The sequence below is a fragment of the Hymenobacter sp. BT559 genome (genome assembly GCF_017571525.1).
Taxonomy (GTDB): Bacteria; Bacteroidota; Bacteroidia; order Cytophagales; family Hymenobacteraceae; genus Hymenobacter; species Hymenobacter ginsengisoli.
This window is the reverse complement of sequence record NZ_JAGETY010000001.1, coordinates 452,415-468,198: the sequence shown is the minus strand read 5'-3', so window position 1 is coordinate 468,198 and position 15,784 is coordinate 452,415. Positions and strand designations below refer to the sequence as shown.

Annotated in this window: 14 protein-coding genes; 7 read left to right on the top strand and 7 right to left on the bottom strand. The window is 62.0% G+C overall.

Annotated elements, in window-relative coordinates; all coding sequences use genetic code 11:
- Positions 1-60 precede the first annotated feature (60 nt).
- From uvrA to J4D99_RS01955, 3 genes are read left to right on the top strand one after another with little or no spacing between them, the layout of a single operon-like run.
- Positions 61-3,162 carry an excinuclease ABC subunit UvrA gene (gene uvrA / locus J4D99_RS01965; protein WP_236018463.1) on the top strand — a complete coding sequence of 1,034 codons (3,102 nt, stop codon included), beginning with the start codon at positions 61-63 and terminating at the stop codon, positions 3,160-3,162.
- Positions 3,163-3,209: 47 nt separating this feature from the next.
- Positions 3,210-3,473 carry a hypothetical protein gene (locus J4D99_RS01960; protein ID WP_208130005.1) on the top strand — a complete coding sequence of 88 codons (264 nt, stop codon included), beginning with the start codon at positions 3,210-3,212 and terminating at the stop codon, positions 3,471-3,473.
- 43 nt (positions 3,474-3,516) lie between these two features.
- The gene (locus J4D99_RS01955; protein ID WP_236018458.1) at positions 3,517-3,810 is read left to right on the top strand and encodes a type II toxin-antitoxin system RelE/ParE family toxin; all 294 of its coding nucleotides are present in this window, start codon (positions 3,517-3,519) and stop codon (positions 3,808-3,810) included.
- A gap of 6 nt (positions 3,811-3,816) precedes the next feature.
- On the opposite strand, the gene J4D99_RS01950 is transcribed toward J4D99_RS01955, so the two are convergent.
- The 3 genes from J4D99_RS01950 to J4D99_RS01940 form a co-directional block, all read right to left on the bottom strand.
- Positions 3,817-4,560 (bottom strand): ferredoxin reductase, encoded by a 744-nt coding sequence (locus J4D99_RS01950; RefSeq protein ID WP_208130003.1) that lies wholly within the window; start codon positions 4,558-4,560, stop codon positions 3,817-3,819.
- Positions 4,557-5,198 carry a sulfite oxidase-like oxidoreductase gene (locus tag J4D99_RS01945; RefSeq protein WP_208130002.1) on the bottom strand — a complete coding sequence of 214 codons (642 nt, stop codon included), beginning with the start codon at positions 5,196-5,198 and terminating at the stop codon, positions 4,557-4,559. Before J4D99_RS01945 ends, J4D99_RS01950 begins: the two co-directional genes overlap by 4 nt.
- Before the next feature lie 98 nt (positions 5,199-5,296).
- Positions 5,297-5,725 (bottom strand): OsmC family protein, encoded by a 429-nt coding sequence (locus J4D99_RS01940; RefSeq protein WP_208130001.1) that lies wholly within the window; start codon positions 5,723-5,725, stop codon positions 5,297-5,299.
- Between the two features lie 77 nt (positions 5,726-5,802).
- Between J4D99_RS01940 and J4D99_RS01935 the strand changes: the two genes are divergently transcribed.
- Both J4D99_RS01935 and lipA read left to right on the top strand, forming a co-directional pair.
- A complete protein-coding gene (locus J4D99_RS01935) occupies positions 5,803-6,657 on the top strand; it encodes a hypothetical protein (protein ID WP_208130000.1) in 855 nt (284 codons plus the stop codon).
- A gap of 50 nt (positions 6,658-6,707) precedes the next feature.
- Positions 6,708-7,610, top strand: a complete 903-nt coding sequence (gene lipA, locus J4D99_RS01930; protein WP_370551394.1) for a lipoyl synthase — start codon at positions 6,708-6,710, stop codon at positions 7,608-7,610.
- Positions 7,611-7,688: 78 nt separating this feature from the next.
- Here the strand turns inward: lipA and J4D99_RS01925 are convergent, their stop codons facing one another.
- Positions 7,689-8,318: a DUF4136 domain-containing protein gene (locus J4D99_RS01925; protein WP_208129998.1), complete on the bottom strand. Its 630-nt coding sequence runs from the start codon at positions 8,316-8,318 to the stop codon at positions 7,689-7,691.
- A 238-nt stretch (positions 8,319-8,556) separates the two neighbouring features.
- Entirely contained in the window at positions 8,557-11,481 is a 2,925-nt protein-coding gene (gene gcvP, locus J4D99_RS01920; protein ID WP_208129997.1) for an aminomethyl-transferring glycine dehydrogenase, read from the bottom strand.
- 107 nt (positions 11,482-11,588) lie between these two features.
- Between gcvP and J4D99_RS01915 the strand changes: the two genes are divergently transcribed.
- The gene (locus J4D99_RS01915) at positions 11,589-12,803 is read left to right on the top strand and encodes an NAD(P)-dependent oxidoreductase (protein ID WP_208129996.1); all 1,215 of its coding nucleotides are present in this window, start codon (positions 11,589-11,591) and stop codon (positions 12,801-12,803) included.
- A gap of 15 nt (positions 12,804-12,818) precedes the next feature.
- Here the strand turns inward: J4D99_RS01915 and J4D99_RS01910 are convergent, their stop codons facing one another.
- Positions 12,819-13,721, bottom strand: a complete 903-nt coding sequence (locus J4D99_RS01910) for a virginiamycin B lyase family protein (RefSeq protein WP_208129995.1) — start codon at positions 13,719-13,721, stop codon at positions 12,819-12,821.
- A 122-nt stretch (positions 13,722-13,843) separates the two neighbouring features.
- On the opposite strand from J4D99_RS01910, the gene J4D99_RS01905 reads away from it, so the two are divergent.
- Complete coding sequence (locus J4D99_RS01905; protein ID WP_236018457.1) at positions 13,844-14,554, top strand: methyltransferase domain-containing protein; 711 nt, start codon at positions 13,844-13,846, stop codon at positions 14,552-14,554.
- A 23-nt stretch (positions 14,555-14,577) separates the two neighbouring features.
- Here the strand turns inward: J4D99_RS01905 and J4D99_RS01900 are convergent, their stop codons facing one another.
- Positions 14,578-15,690 (bottom strand): type III polyketide synthase, encoded by a 1,113-nt coding sequence (locus J4D99_RS01900; RefSeq protein ID WP_208129994.1) that lies wholly within the window; start codon positions 15,688-15,690, stop codon positions 14,578-14,580.
- Between the last annotated feature and the right edge of the window lie 94 nt (positions 15,691-15,784).

Sequence of the window (15,784 nt, the reverse complement as noted above, 5' to 3'; positions counted from 1 at the left end):
GCTGCCCATCCTTCGCCTGTCCGTTCCCGTACCTTTGCTTGTTCTTCCGAATCTGCCCGCATGGCTAAAAAAACGGCTACCGCTCCCGTTGCTCCCGCTCCGAAACCACCCAAGGCCGCGCCCAAAAAGGCGGCCAAGTCTGCCGCTCCTGCTGCCGAAATTTTGACCGACGCTTCGGCGGCTGCCTTCGCCGAAGTGGCTGAGCAGCAGGCCCCCGATGTGCGGCATGACTTGCCTGTGGGCCGCCAGCCCGCGCCCGCCGGGCTAGCCGTGGCCGAAGCGCACCAAACGCCCGCTAGCCTGCCGCCCCCGGCCGAAGGCCCGCTGCTAGGCGCGGCGGCCGAGGCGCCTTTCATCGAAGTGTATGGCGCCCGCGAGCATAATCTCAAAAATGTGTCGGTGAAGATTCCGCGTGGTAAGCTGGTGGTTTTCACCGGTATATCGGGCTCAGGCAAGTCGTCGCTCGCCTTCGATACCATCTATGCCGAGGGGCAGCGGCGGTATATGGAGACGTTCTCGGCCTACGCCCGTTCCTTCATGGGCGGGCTGGAGCGGCCGAACGTCGATAAAATCGAAGGCCTGTCGCCGGTTATCAGTATTGAGCAGAAAACCACTTCGCGCAACCCGCGCTCCACGGTGGGCACCATCACCGAAATTTACGACTTCCTGCGCCTGCTCTACGCCCGCACGGCCGAGGCCTTCAGCTACGCCACGGGCAAGAAGATGATTCGGCAGAGCGACGATCAGATTATCAACTACATCCTGCGGCACTACGATGGCAAAAAGCTCATCGTGCTAGCCCCCGTAGTGAAGGGACGCAAGGGCCACTACCGCGAAGATTTTCAGAAGATTGCCAAGCTGGGCTTCACCAAGGTGCGCGTCGATGGCGAGCTGCTCGACATCACGCCCAAGATGCAGGTCGACCGCTACAAGATTCACGACATCGAAATCGTGATTGACCGGCTCGTGGTGAAAGAAGAGGACCGGTTTCGCCTCTCGGGCTCGGTGCAGAACGCCATGACCCACGGCAAGGGTACGCTGATGGTGCTGGACCCCGACGCCAAAAAGACTGCGCCGCAGTTCTTCTCGCGCTTCCTCATGGATCCCGACACCGGCATCGCCTACGACGACCCAGCGCCTAACACGTTCAGCTTCAACTCGCCCTACGGCGCCTGCCCGCACTGCGCAGGGCTAGGCGAGGTGCAGCAGATTACGGAAGAAACCGTGATTCCGGACCCCAAGCTGAGCATCAGCCGGGGCGGCATTGCGCCGCTAGGGGAGTACCGCGACATCTGGATTTTTCAGCAGCTGCAGCTTATTCTCAAGAAGCACAAGGTCAGCCTTAATACGGCTATTGACAAGCTGCCGGCCGAGCTGTTGCAGCGCCTGCTCCACGGCATTACGCAAGACGAGGCCGATGACGCCAAAGGGGCTTATACCGAGCCGTTTGAGGGCATTATCCCGTTTCTGCGCCGCCAGATGGAGTCCGATTCGGACAGCATCCGCGAGTGGATTCAGCAGTATACTCAGGCTCAGACCTGCCCGGTGTGCGACGGCTATCGCCTCAAAAAGGAAAGCCTGCACTTCAAGCTGGCCGATAAGAACATTGGCGAGCTCTCAGTGCTGGATATCAACGAGCTGGCCGCCTGGTTTGTGGGGCTGGAAGAGCGCCTGAGTGAGCGCCAGAACCTCATCGCTAGGGAGCTATTGAAGGAGATTCGCAAGCGCATCGGCTTCCTGCTCGAAGTAGGCTTGGACTACCTCAGCCTGCACCGCTCGGTGCGCACGCTCAGCGGTGGCGAAAGCCAGCGCATCCGGCTAGCCACCCAGATTGGCACGCAGCTCGTGGGCGTGCTCTACATCATGGACGAGCCGAGTATCGGGTTGCACCAGCGCGACAACGAGCGCCTAATCAAGGCCTTGCAGCACCTGCGCGACATCGGCAACTCGGTGATTGTGGTGGAGCACGACAAGGATATGATTCTGCACGCTGACCATGTGCTCGATATCGGGCCCGGTGCGGGCATCCACGGCGGCCACATCGTGGCCGAAGGCACGCCCGACGCCATTTTCAACTCCGGCTCGCTTACTTCCCAGTACCTCAGCGGCCAGCGCCACATAGAGATGCGCAAGAAAAAGCGCGAGGGCGAAGGCAATTTTCTGGTATTGAAAGGCGCTAAAGGCCACAATCTTAAGAATATAACGGCTAAGTTTCCGCTAGGCAAGCTTATCGCCGTTACGGGGGTGTCGGGCTCGGGTAAGTCGTCGCTCATCCACGACACGCTGTACCCGATTCTCAACAAGCACTTTTTCAATGCTCACCGCGAGCCGCTAGCCTATGGCAGCCTCGAAGGGTTGGAGCTCATTGACAAAGTGATAGAAGTAGACCAATCGCCCATTGGCCGCACGCCGCGGTCGAACCCAGCGACTTACACCGGCGTGTTCACCGAAATTCGGCAGCTTTTTGCCGAGATGGCGGAGGCCAAAATCCGTGGCTACGGGCCGGGCCGCTTCTCGTTCAATGTGAAGGGTGGGCGCTGCGAAACCTGCGAAGGCGCCGGCATCCGCACCATCGAGATGAACTTCCTGCCCGACGTGCACGTGCCCTGCGAAACCTGCAAAGGCCGCCGCTACAACCGCGAAACGCTGGAAGTGCGCTTCAAGGGCAAGAGCATCACCGACGTGCTCGATATGACGGTGGAAAAGGCCGTAGAATTCTTCGAATTCCAACCGCGTATTCTACGCAAAATCAAGACGCTAGCCGATGTCGGGCTAGGGTACCTCACGCTGGGTCAGCAGGCAACCACGCTCTCGGGCGGCGAAGCCCAGCGTGTGAAGCTAGCCACCGAGCTCAGCAAAAAAGACACCGGCAAGACCTTCTACATCCTCGACGAGCCCACCACCGGCCTGCACTTCGAGGACATTCGCCACCTGGCCGACGTGCTGCACAAGCTCGCCGACAAGGGCAATACGGTGCTCATCATCGAGCACAACCTGGACCTCATTAAGGTGGCCGACCACGTCATCGACATTGGCCCCGAGGGAGGTGCGGGCGGCGGCACCATCGTGGCACAGGGCACGCCCGAGCAGGTAGCCAAGAGCGGCAAGGGCCATACCAGTCGCTTCCTCGCCGAGGAGCTGAAGACGAGCGTATACGCTTAGCACGCCGCCTTTTTCGTCGTAAATTCACTTCCCTAACCCCTAGCGCCATGACCACCGCCCAGGTTTTGTTTGAGCAGTACAAGGTGCTGCCCAAGCGTATTCAGCAGCAGTTCAAGCAGCTCATCGTGCAGGCCGACCAGCCCGCCGCCCGCCCGGCCGCCGAGGAGGATGACGGCGATACGGATACCCACGTCAGTATCTCGATGGAAGCGCTGCGCGCTAGCATTGAGCAGGTTAAGCTGTTAAAGACCGGTAAGGCGAAGCTGTCAACACTGGAAGAGTTATTTGCCGAAATTGAAGCTGATGAGTAGGCAGATTATCCCATTTGTAGAGTTTAACCGTCGGGCAAAGCGCTTGGTTAAAAAATACCGTTCGCTGCCAGTTGAGTTGCGACAGCTTATCGCTAGTCTCGAAGTCACCCCACGTCAGGGCGAAAGCCTTGGCGCCGGCCTCTATAAAATTCGCCTAGCCAGCGCCAGCAAGGGCAGCGGTAAAAGCGGTGGCTTTCGCGTCATTACTTACTATGTAGAGCAAACTGACGAGGGTGAAACCATCTATCTGGTAACGATTTATGACAAGGCGGAAGCTGCCAGTATTGCGAAAGAAGAGCTGCTGAAGCTGCTACAACAGGAGTTGCCCGCAGCTTAGAAGCAGCTACCCGCCCGTCGGCCCAAACCGCTCGGTCAGTATCATTTCGGGGGCTAGCCCAGCGGCCAGCAGGCCATCGGCTACGGCTTCCACCAGGCCCGTGGGGCCGCACACAAACGCCTGCGGCGTGGCCGGCCCAAACCGCGCCACCACCTCGGCTAGCATGGCGGCGTCGATGCGGCGCTGGTAGCCGGCCCAGCCGGGCGGCGCTTGCCGGGTGTAGTCGAGCAGGAGCGTGAAGCTGGGGTCGGCCTGCGCCATTGCCTCTAGCTCAGCCTGATAGATAACCTCATCTGGCGTGCGCACGCTGAACAGCAACACGGCCGGCGTGTGTACCCCTAGTAGGTGGCGGTGCCGCAGCATGGCCATCAGCGGTACCACGCCCGAGCCGCCGCCCACGAGCAGCAGCGGCGGCGCGCTAGGCTCGCCGCGCCACACGAAATAGCCGCCGATGGGTCCGCGCACCTCCAGCTGGTCGCCCACGGCCACACCCTCGTTGAGGTAGCCCGACACCTCGCCGTCCGCGATAAGCTCGACGGTCAGCTCAATCTCGCCCACCTGCTCGGGTGGCGAAGCAATGGAGTAGCTGCGCTCGGCTTGGTAGCCGCCCTCGGCAGTGAGGCGCAGGTCGTAGTGCTGGCCGGCCAGATGGGGCGTCCAGGTGGGCAGGCTGAGGGTGAACGTCTTGACGCGCGGCGTCTCTTGCTTAATTTCTTTAACGGTGGCCAGCTGCCAGGCTACGCGGCTCATAGGCGAATGGCCGAGGGGCTAGCCTGGTCGTCGTCATCGTCGCGGTAGCGCTGCTCCTTCCACGGGTCGCCGTACATGCTGTAGCCGCCGCGCTCCCAGAAGCCGGGCTCATCCTGGGCCGTGAAGCGCAGGCCCTGCACCCACTTGGCGCTTTTCCAGAAGTAAAGGTGCGGCACCACCAGGCGGGCCGGGCCGCCGTGCTCGGGGGCTAGCGGCTGGCCATCGTAAAGGAGGCCCACAAAAGCCTTGCCGCCGCGCAGGTCGGCTAAGGGCAGGTTGGTGGTGTAGCCGCCGTAGCTGAACTCAGTCACAAATTGCGCCTCGGGCTTCAGCTTGACGTGCTCCAGCAAGGTGTCCACGCTCACGCCGCGCCAGTGGGTGTCGAATTTACTCCACTTGGTAACGCAGTGAATGTCGGGGTTGAAGTCCTGCATGGGCAGCTTGTTGAACTCCTCCCAGCTCCACTTCACCGGCTCCTCCACTAGCCCTTCGAGGCGAAATTCCCAGTCGGCGAGGTTGATGCGCGGGGTAGGGCCGGCCGAGAGCACCGGAAAATCGGTGGTTTCGTACTGGCCGGGCGGCAGCTTGTGGTTGCTCTGGCGCTTGGGCTGAAAGCCCTTGTTGGTGAAAAAGCCCATAGAAATGAAACGGGTGAGAAACGGCTAGTGACTAAGCGCCAAGCTACGCAAAAGATTGGCAGGGGGCAGCTTAGTCACCAGGTATTCAGCGGGCGCAGCTAGCTTAGCTCTTCGTACACAAACCGAACCTCTTGCTTGATTTCCGGGTTCAGGCTTAAAGCTACGGGGCAGGTGTGGGCAGTGCGCTCCATCAGCCGGCGCTCGGTGTCGCCGAGGCTGGCGGGCAGGTGCACTTCTACATTCAGCTGGGCAATGCGGCGCGGCGGCTCCTGGCTCATTATTTTTTCCATCTTAAACGAGCTGCCCACGAGGTTTAGCTGGTGGCGCTCAGCCACAATGGCCATCGTGGTGAGGATGCAGGTGCCTAGGGCGGTGCCCACGAGGTCGGTTGGCGAAAACGCTTCGCCGCGGCCGTGGTTATCAACCGGGGCATCGGTTTGAATGACAGTGCCGGAAGCCGTGTGCGTAGCTTCGGTGCGTAGGTGGCCCTCGTAGCGGGCGGTGGCGGTGGTGTGGGGCGTGCTCATATCACAAAGCTACCCTAGCTGCGTTAGGGAAACGCTAGGTGGCAAAAGCCGCTGCGGCAGGTATTTTTGACTTCTCTATGAACAAGACGTACGTCCTTGCCGCCGGCTGCTTGGCGCTCATCCTGGCCGGGGCTGGCCGCGCCCAGGCCCAGGCACCCGGCCCCGCGCCCGCGCCCGTGGGCCCCACCCTCGAAGTAGCGCCGCCGCAGGCTATGCCATCCGACGAGCAGTCGTATCGCCGCGAAACGATTTTTGGCCTCAACTTCAATACCCAGGGCGGGCTGATTGGGGGCGTCAATGTGCGCGTGTCGCGCACGCTCGATGAGCGTTGGCTCCGTTTCTGGAGCCTGGAGGGCGTGTCGTTTAAAAACCCTAAGGAGGAGAACGTCAGCAACCCCTACACGGGGGGCAGCTACAAGCGCTTCAAAGCCAACTACGCGTTTGCGCTGCGGCCATCCATTGGCATTCAGCGCATTCTGTTTCGTAAGGCGGCCGATGCGGGCGTGCAGGTCAATGGCTTGTTGAGCGCTGGCCCCACGATTGGGCTGCTCATGCCCTACTACATTAGCTACGACTACACGGCGTATAAGAACAACGCTTTCGGGCCGAGTGACATGATTGTGGATGAGGCCTATGACCCCACCGCTCACCCCGAGCACGCCAACGAAAACTTTATCTACGACCGGGCCCCGCTGTTTAGTGGCGTCAGCCAGACCAAGATAGTGCCCGGCGTGCACCTGCGCGGCGGCCTCAGCTTTGAGTATGGCCGCTACCGCGACGCCGTGGCCGGCGCCGAGGTCGGCTTTTTGCTCGAAGCTTATACCAAGCGCCTGCTCATGCTGAACCCGCCCGCCCCGGCCGACCCCAATAGCCTAAACCGCCAGTTCTTCCCGTCGGTTTACCTCACGCTCTATATCGGCCACCGCAGCTAGCGGGGGCTAGCCTGGCCGCTAGGCCTTAACTTTATAGTATGGATAACCTGTTGCTCACCCTTCCCATTATTCAGGCCGAGCCGATTGCGCCCGCCGCGCCGGCCCGCCCCCGGAAGCCCGACTGGCTGCGCGTAAAGCTGCCCATCGGCCCCGACTACGCGGCCGTGCGCAAGCTTGTGGATGAGCACAAGCTGCATACCATCTGCGAATCAGGTAATTGCCCCAATATGGGCGAGTGCTGGGGTGCCGGTACCGCCACCTTTATGATACTCGGCAATGTATGCACGCGCTCGTGCTCGTTCTGCGCCGTGGCCACCGGCCGCCCTAGCGAGCTCGACCTCGACGAGCCGCGCCGCGTAGCCGAGGCCATCGCGCTGATGAAAGTGAAGCACGCCGTGATTACGAGTGTGAACCGCGACGAGCTCAAAGACCGCGGCGCCAGTGTGTGGCGCGATACGGTGGTGTTTACCAAGCAGCTCTCGCCTGAAACGACTATTGAAACGCTCATTCCGGACGTGAAAGCCAACTGGGAAGCGCTCGAAACCATGATTTCGGGTGGCCAGGAAGTGATTTCGCACAACATGGAAACTGTGGGCAGCCTCTACCGCCTAGTGCGCCCGCAGGCTAAGTACGACCGCTCGCTGGAGCAGATTCGGCGCACCAAGCTGGCCGGGCACCGCACCAAGTCGGGCATTATGCTGGGCCTGGGCGAGAAGCAAGACGAAGTGCACCAGGCCATGGACGACCTCGTGGCCAATGGCCTCGACATCCTCACGCTAGGCCAGTATTTGCAGCCCACCAAGCGCCACCTCGACGTAGCCGAGTTTATTCACCCCGAGGTATTCGCCGCCTACCGCGAAGAAGGCTTGAAACGCGGCCTGAAATACGTAGAAAGCGGCCCGCTCGTGCGCTCTTCGTATCACGCCGAGCGCCACGTGAACGTGCCGATTTAAGCTTAGCCAGCACTAACATAAAACAAAAAGCCCCGCCAAGCTGGCGGGGCTTTTTGCTGGTAGCTGCGTTGCGGGGGCCTAGCGGTAGGCTGCCGGGCGGCGCGTATCGGTAGGCGGGTAGTTGCCCAGCACGCTGTTCACGATGCGATAGGTTTCCTCCTCCGAAATGCTATTGTTATTGAGCTGAGCCTGGCCAGTGCCGCGCCAGGCGAGCTCCTTGCGCTTGGCATCCACAATGTCGATAATCACGGTGCCAGCCTTGTAGTTGTAGGCGCGGCCGCCGTAGGGGTAGCCGCCAAATCCACCGTAGCCATAGCCGTAGTACGGATAGCCGTAGCCACCGTAGGGGTAGCCGCCGGCTACCTGCTGCTTATTCTCGACACGCACGCTGTAGGCCACGTACACGTCGGGGCTGGCATTGTTGGCTACTTCAGTCATGCCTTTGGCCGTGAGGTCTTTAGTCACGGCGTCGCGAATGCGCTGGTCGGTAAACGATTCGTAGCCGCGGGCGGGACCGCCTTCGGTATCATTGGCTTGCTTGGGGTACCAGGCCCAGGTTTTATAGGCGCGGAAATTGACGGCGTGGTCAAAGTCGCTGGTGGCGGCCACGTTGGCCGAAGTGGCGCACGAGGCCATGCCCAGGGTCAGCGCCAGGCCCGTGACCGCCAGGGCGGCCGGGCGGGCCAGAAAACGAGTGATGCGGTTCATAAGGCTAAAAATTAAAGAGATAGTCCACGAATGCGGAGGTGCTGAGGTAACGCTACCAGCCTGGGCAATGTTCCAAAAAAAGTAGGCAAGCCGACTAGTTTGCTTAGCCAATCGACTAATACGGCAAACGCCCGGCCGAGTCGCTTTCGCGTGCTCAGCCGGGCGTTTTTATAGCGCGGACTTTCAGTCCGCCCGGTGCGTGCGTCGTGCTGCTTGCGGACTGAGAGTCCGCGCTGCACTAATACGACGGGCCTTTATCGGTCGAAACTAGGTGTTCGGGCTCGTCGACGTACTCCTCCAGCGGCGTGCAGCTGCAAATGAGGTTGCGGTCGCCGTAGGCCGAGTCGATGCGGCTGACGGTGGGCCAGAACTTGGCATTGCGCACGTAGGGCAGCGGGTACACGGCCTGCTCACGCGAGTAGGGGCGCGTCCACTCCTGGGTGAGCACGATAGCAGCGGTGTGGGGCGCGTGCTTGAGCACGTTCTCCTTCGCGTCGGCGCGGCCTTCCTCTACTTCGGTGATTTCCTTGCGAATGGCAATCATGGCGTCGCAGAAGCGGTCTAGTTCTTCCTTGCTTTCGCTTTCGGTGGGCTCAATCATAAGCGTGCCGGCTACCGGGAAGCTCACCGTGGGCGCGTGGAAACCGTAGTCCATCAGGCGTTTGGCGATGTCTTCTACTTCAATGCCGGCCTTTTTGAAGTGGCGGCAATCGAGAATCATCTCGTGGGCGCAGCGGCCGTGCGCGCCGGTGTAGAGCACCGGGTAGTGCGCCTCCAGGCGAGCCTTGATGTAGTTGGCATTCAGGATGGCAATCTCCGTGGCGCGGGTGATGCCGTCGCCGCCCATCATCGAAATGTAGGCGTAGCTGATGGGTAGGATGCTGGCCGAGCCATACGGCGCGGCCGATACGGCCCCGCTGTTGCGGCCCTCTACCGGCACCACTACGTGGCCGGGCAGGTAAGGAATCAGGTCTTCGACCACGCCGATGGGACCCACGCCGGGGCCACCGCCACCGTGCGGAATGCAGAAGGTCTTGTGCAGGTTGAGGTGGCACACGTCGGCGCCGATGCTGGCCGGCGAAGTGAGGCCCACCTGGGCATTCATATTCGCGCCGTCCATGTACACCCGGCCGCCGGCCTGGTGAATGAGCTCGCAGATTTCGATAATCGTCTCCTCGTACACGCCGTGCGTGCTGGGGTACGTCACCATGAGGCAGCTGAGGCGGTCGGCGTGCTGCGCGATTTTGGCGCGCAGGTCGTCCATGTCCACGTTGCCTTCGTCGGTGCTTTTCACCACCACTACCTGCATGCCAGCCATCACGGCCGAAGCGGGGTTGGTGCCGTGGGCCGAGGCCGGAATGAGCGCCACCGTGCGGTGGCTGTCGCCGCGGCCCAGGTGGTAGCCCCGGATGGCCAGCAGGCCGGCGTACTCGCCGTTGGCGCCCGAGTTGGGCTGCAGGCTGATGGCCGCAAAGCCCGTCACCTCGCAGAGCCAGGCTTGCAGGTCGCGGAAAATCTGCTGGTACCCTAGCGTCTGGTCGGCCGGGGCGAAGGGGTGCAGCTGGCCGATTTCGGGCCAGGTCACGGGTATCATCTCGGCCGTGGCGTTGAGCTTCATCGTGCACGACCCTAGCGGAATCATGCTGTGGGCGAGGCTCAAGTCCTTGTTTTCGAGCTGCTTCATGTAGCGCAGCATCTCGTGCTCGGCGTGGTGCGTGTTAAACACCGGGTGCGTGAGGTACTCGCTGGTGCGCTGCAGGCTTTCGGGCCAGGTCAACGTCAATTCGGCGTCGATAGTAGGGGCGGCCGTAGTGGCTACCTCCTTGCCCAGCACCTTGGCGAAAATGTCCACGATGTCGCGCACGTCGTCGAACTCTACGTTCTGGTGCAGGCTAATGCCCACTAGGGTATCCTCGTAGTAGCGGAAATTGATGCCCGCCGCTTCGGCTTCTTTCTTCAGGGCCTGCTGCATCTCGTGGCTTTCGAGGCGCAGGCTCAGGGTGTCGAAGTAGTGGCTATTGAGCTGCTCGACCCCTAGCGCTTTCAGCTCAGCTTCCAGAATTTGAGCAAACAGGTGCGTATTAACGGCAAACTGGCGGATGCCTTTCGGGCCGTGGTACACGGCAAACATGCCGGCCAGCACGCTCAGCAACACCTGCGCCGTGCAGATGTTGGAGGTAGCTTTTTCGCGGCGAATGTGCTGCTCGCGGGTTTGCAGGGCCATGCGGTAGGCCTTGTTGCCGGCCGCGTCCACGCTCTGGCCAATAATGCGGCCGGGGATAACGCGCTTAAACTGGTCCTTACACGAGAAGAAGCCCGCGTGCGGGCCGCCAAAGCCCATCGGCACACCGAAGCGCTGCGATGAGCCCACGCATACGTCGGCACCCAGTTCGCCGGGCGAAGTCAGCAACGTGAGGGCGAGCAGGTCGGCAGCCATTACCACAAACAGGTTGTTGGTCTGGGCCTGGGCGATGAACTCCTTGTAATCGAAGATGGTACCGTTGGCGCCCGGGTACTGCACCATCACGCCGAAGAATGCCTCGTCGCTGAGGTCGGCCGTGCGGTGGTCGCCGATAACCAGCTCGATGCCGAGCGGCGTGGCGCGGGTGCGCAGCACGTCAATGGTTTGGGGCAGCACCTGCTCGCTCACGAAAAACTTGGTGGCGTTTTTCTTCTTGGTTTGCGCGTGCAGCATGTGCAGCGCCTCGGCGGCGGCGGTGGCCTCGTCGAGCAGGCTGGCGTTGGCGATGGGCAGGCCGGTGAGGTCAATCACCATCGTTTGGTAATTGATGAGCGCTTCGAGGCGTCCCTGCGCAATCTCGGCCTGGTAAGGCGTGTAGGCAGTGTACCAGCCCGGGTTTTCGAGGATGTTGCGCTGAATAACGGGCGGCAGGGTGGTGTCGTGATACCCCAGCCCGATGTAGCTCTTATACACCTTGTTCTGGCCGGCAATCTGCTTGAAGCGCTTCAAAAACTGGCGCTCGGTGAGGGCTGGCGGCAGCGCTAGCCCCTGCGGCAGCCGGATGGCCGCGGGTACCGTTTCGGCGATGAGCTGAGCCAGGTCGGCGGCCCCAACTGCTTGCAGCATGGCTTGCTGGCTGGCGAGGTCGGGCGCGTTGTGGCGGGTTTCAAACACATCGGCGGGCTTGAATCTAAACGACATAAATGGGAGCTGGGGGAGGGGAGAAGAGAGCAACTTTTTCCTTAACAAAGGTACGCCCGGTTTGGTCCGGGGGCGAGCGTACTTTTGGGCTCTTTCCTGTGCTGCTTATGCCTTTTCCCACCCTCATTGGCCTGCTGCGCGAAGGCCGTACCCCGCCCGACCGCCGCGTGGCCCTCACCCCCAAAAAATGCGTCGAGCTGCAAGACGCCTATCCCGGCCTGCGCGTGCGGGCGCAGCCTAGCCCACACCGTGCCTTTACCGACCAGGAATACCGCGACCTCGGCATTGAAGTGAGCGACGATATGGCCGCCTGCGACGTACTACTAGGGGTGAAGGAAGTGCCCGTCGCGTGGCTGCTGCCCGGCAAAACCTACTGCTTTTTCTCACACACCATCAAGAAGCAGCCGGCCAATAAGCAGTTGCTGCAAACCATTCTGCAAAAGGGTATTACGCTTATCGACTACGAGCTGCTGACCAATGCGGCCGGCGAGCGTGTGGTGGCCTTCGGGCACTGGGCGGGCATAGTAGGCGCCTACAACGGCCTGCTTAGCTACGGCCGCAAGCACGGCCTGTTTCAACTCAAGCCCGCCTGGCAATGCGTCGATATGGAGGATATGCAGGAAGAGTTTTTCAAGGTCAAGCGCCTGCCACCCATTAAGATAGCCGTGACCGGCTCGGGCCGGGTGGCGCAGGGCGCCGTGGAGGTGCTGGGGCTGATGGGCATCCGGCGGGTGAGCGTGTATGATTACCTCTACCTCGATTTCAACGAGCCGGTGTATGCGCAGCTGCGCAGCTCGGACTACAATCGGCGCCGCGATGGCCGGGTGTGGGACACGACTAATTTTCACCAGGAGCCCCAGGCCTACGAGTCAACGTTTAACAATTTCCTGCCCGTTACTGACCTGCTCATTGCCTGCGCCTACTGGCACCCGGCGGCGCCGCGCCTGTTTTCAGAAGCCGATACGCGCCGGCCTGATTTTAAGCTCAATACCATTGCCGACGTGACGTGTGATGTGAATGGCTCCATTCCGCTCACCAAGCGTAGCACCACCATCGAGGAGCCGGCTTTCGACTACAACCCGGCCACCGGCGAGCTGGAAGCGCCTTACACCCGCCCCGAAAATATTACGGTGATGGCCGTCGATAACCTGCCCTGCGAGCTGCCGCGCAATGCCAGCCGCGACTTTGGCCGCCAGCTGCTCGACCAGTTTTTTCCGCACCTGCTAGGGGGCGATGCGGCTGGCGTGCTGGCTAGGGCCACTATTGCCAGCGGCGGGCAGCTGCGCCCACGCTACGCTTACCTGGCCGATTATGTGGCTTGAGGCCCAGGGCCGGGGCTAGCGATGCCGGGTAGTGTCGGCGTGAGTGCTGGCCGAGCTGTCGGCTAGGGGCGGCGCGGCGGGCACTGGGGCGCTCCCGCCCGCCAGCACCGACACCTGGCCATCGGGACCGATTTTGCGCACCGAGTTGGTACCCGTATCGGTTACGTACACCGTGCCCGCCGGGCCCGCCGCCAGGCCGGCCGGGAAGTTGAATCCTTCGGCCAGCAGCGTCACCTGCCCGCTAGGGCTCACCCGACGGATATTGTTGTCGTACGTATTGGCTACGAGCAGGGCGCCCGTGGCATCGAGGGTCAGGCCCCGCGGGTGGTTGAAAGTAGCCGGCAGCACCGTAACGTGTCCGTCGGGGTCGATTTGGCGCACCGAGTTATTGCCGGTATCCGATACATATACCACGCCCTGCGCGCTCACGGCAATGCCCGCCGGCTTGTTCAGGCCTTTGGCCAGCGTGGTGCGGGCTCCGTGCGGGCTTATTTTCTGCACGGTGCCGCTGCCCGGCTCGCCACCCGAGTCGGCCACGTATACATTGCCTTGCCCATCGACAGCCACGGCCGCCGGAAATATCAGCTCCCGATTGTGGGCCAGGGTGCTTACCTCCCCGCCCGGGCTTACCTGCACAATACTGTGGCTGCCCGCGTCGGCCACGTATAGGGTGCCGGTGCTGCTCACGGCCACGCCGGTTGGGTAGGCCAGCGTGCCGGCGTTCAGAGGCGTCGCCTCGCCGCTAGGGGCTACTTTTTCTACGGCAGCGTTGTCGGTATCGACTACGTACACCATGCCCGCTGCATCGACCGCCACCCCATCGGGGTAGCCAAAGGACGTAGGCGGGGCAGCCGCCGGCCGGGCCGCAGCCAGCAAGGCTGCCACCAGCAGGCTACTCAGGCATACAGGTGCATTCATAGTCACGAAATGGGACGCGGGCTAACAGCGCCAAAGTTACTTGTTTCTCTCGCTAATTTACTATTATTTACCGCTTTAATGCCAGTACGTAAAAAGGCCGTGCCGGGGCCACCTTTGTAGCTATGAAGTTGACCTCCCGTGCTACCACTGCCGAGCTTATGGATGACCTGACTTTGGCCTCCGACGAGCTGCAGCAGAACCTGGACGAGCTCGAAACAATAAATACCTGGCTGGGCGGCTACCGGCCGGTGCTGGCCGCGCTAGCCCGGCTACGGCCGCTTTTCCCCAAAAGCTGGCCCCTGCGCCTGGCCGACCTGGGTAGCGGCGGCGGCGATACGCTGCGCCACATGGCGCGCTGGGCCCGGCGGCACAACGTGCCCCTGGCTGCTGAGGGCATCGATGCCAACGATTTTATGCTGACGTATGCCGCAGCCAAAAGCCGGGACTATCCTGAAATAACCTACCGGCAGGCTGATATTTTTTCGCCCGAGTTTGCGGCCCAGGAATATGACGTGCTCACAGCCAGCCTCTTCTGCCACCACTTCACCGATGAGGAGCTCGTAGGCCTGCTGCGAGACTGGCGCCGCCAGGCCGGGCTAGCCGTCATCATCAACGACCTGCATCGCCACCCGCTAGCCTACTACAGCATCAAGTACCTCACCAGGCTGCTCGGTGGCTCGCGCCTGGTGCAAAACGACGCGCCACTGTCGGTGGCGCGTGCCTTTTCGCGCCAAGACTGGGTGCGGCTGCTGGCCGCGGCGGGTATCCGCAACTATGACCTGCGCTGGTGCTGGGCCTTCCGGTGGCAGGTGGTTATCTATGCTGAGCGCTAAGGGCCCTCACTTGCTGCTGAGAATCAGCTCTGTATTTCCAGCAGCATCGCCTCCATCGTGAGGCCGGGCCCGAAAGCGCAGCTTAGTGCCGGGGCGCCATTATCGGCGGGGCTAGCGGCGGCCAATAGCTCGCGCAGCACAAACAGCACGGTGGCCGACGACATATTGCCGTAGTCGCGCAGCACCTGGTAGGCGTAGCGGTTGTCGTCCTTGCTCAGCCCCAGCGCCTGCTCGATGGCTTCCAGTATTTTGCGCCCACCGGGGTGCAGGGCAAAGTGCCGGATGTCTTCGCGCCGCACCGGCAGGTCTTGCAGTAAATCGGCCGTGAGCTGCCCGATGCCTCGCTCAATGAGCGCCGGCACGTAGCCCGAGAGCGTCATCTCGAAGCCAAAGTCGCCGATGTGCCAGGCCATGTCCTGCACGCCCTCGGGGGCCAGCCCACAGTGGAAGGCCCGCAGCGCCAGGCTACGTGCCGGACTAGCCAGCGGCTGCCCCAGCACCAGGCACGCCGCCGCGCCGTCAGCAAACAGCGCATTACTGATCAGGTGGTCGGGGTCGTGGCTTTTCTGAAAGTGCAGGGTGCACAGCTCTACGCTCACAATGAGCACCCTAGCGGCGGGGTCAGCCCGCACGATGCCATCGGCTAGGCGCAAGGCATTCACCGCGGCGTAGCAGCCCATAAAGTTGACGCAGGTGCGCCGCACCGAGGCGGGCAGGCCCAGCGCCGTTACCAATTCAATGTCCAGCCCCGGCGCGTACATACCGGTGCAGCTCACCGTGATAAGGTGCGTGAGGCTGGCGGCTTCCATACCCGGCGCCTGGCCCAACGTGTCGTGCACTGCCGCGAGGGCCAGCGGCAGGGCCTCGCGGCGGTAGGCGGCCATGCGCTGGCTCACGGTAGGGAAGGGCTCCAGGCCCGGCGTGTTCGGGAAAAATTCGTAGTCGCCATTGGCCCGGCCATAGTCGGCCAGCACCGAGTGGCGGTGCTCGATGCCCGACACCCGGTAGAGTGCCCGCAGCTTGCGTGTGCCGCTGGCATCTAGCTCCAGCGCCCCGGCCATAAAATCGGCAATAACTGGCTGGGCGAGGCGGTGAGGCGGAGTAGCGGTGCCGATGGCACCCAGGTAGCTGGGCATCAGGAAGTAGTTAGAGGGGCAAGTTTACGCAGCAGGGGCACCGCATAAGCAGGGCAGTGCCCAAAAAGCGTAGGCTGCCCGCCAAAGGTTCGTA

Excerpts from the sequence above, each read along its gene's own strand:
- J4D99_RS01945 (WP_208130002.1), bottom strand. The coding sequence starts at position 5,198 with ATGGGCTTTTTCACCAACAAGGGCTTTCAGCCCAAGCGCCAGAGCAAC.
- J4D99_RS01905 (WP_236018457.1), top strand. The coding sequence starts at position 13,844 with ATGAAGTTGACCTCCCGTGCTACCACTGCCGAGCTTATGGATGACCTG.
- J4D99_RS01910 (WP_208129995.1), bottom strand. The coding sequence starts at position 13,721 with ATGAATGCACCTGTATGCCTGAGTAGCCTGCTGGTGGCAGCCTTGCTG.
- uvrA (WP_236018463.1), top strand. The coding sequence starts at position 61 with ATGGCTAAAAAAACGGCTACCGCTCCCGTTGCTCCCGCTCCGAAACCA.
- J4D99_RS01940 (WP_208130001.1), bottom strand. The coding sequence starts at position 5,725 with ATGAGCACGCCCCACACCACCGCCACCGCCCGCTACGAGGGCCACCTA.
- J4D99_RS01915 (WP_208129996.1), top strand. The coding sequence starts at position 11,589 with ATGCCTTTTCCCACCCTCATTGGCCTGCTGCGCGAAGGCCGTACCCCG.
- J4D99_RS01960 (WP_208130005.1), top strand. The coding sequence starts at position 3,210 with ATGACCACCGCCCAGGTTTTGTTTGAGCAGTACAAGGTGCTGCCCAAG.
- J4D99_RS01925 (WP_208129998.1), bottom strand. The coding sequence starts at position 8,318 with ATGAACCGCATCACTCGTTTTCTGGCCCGCCCGGCCGCCCTGGCGGTC.
- J4D99_RS01900 (WP_208129994.1), bottom strand. The coding sequence starts at position 15,690 with ATGCCCAGCTACCTGGGTGCCATCGGCACCGCTACTCCGCCTCACCGC.
- J4D99_RS01950 (WP_208130003.1), bottom strand. The coding sequence starts at position 4,560 with ATGAGCCGCGTAGCCTGGCAGCTGGCCACCGTTAAAGAAATTAAGCAA.
- gcvP (WP_208129997.1), bottom strand. The coding sequence starts at position 11,481 with ATGTCGTTTAGATTCAAGCCCGCCGATGTGTTTGAAACCCGCCACAAC.
- J4D99_RS01935 (WP_208130000.1), top strand. The coding sequence starts at position 5,803 with ATGAACAAGACGTACGTCCTTGCCGCCGGCTGCTTGGCGCTCATCCTG.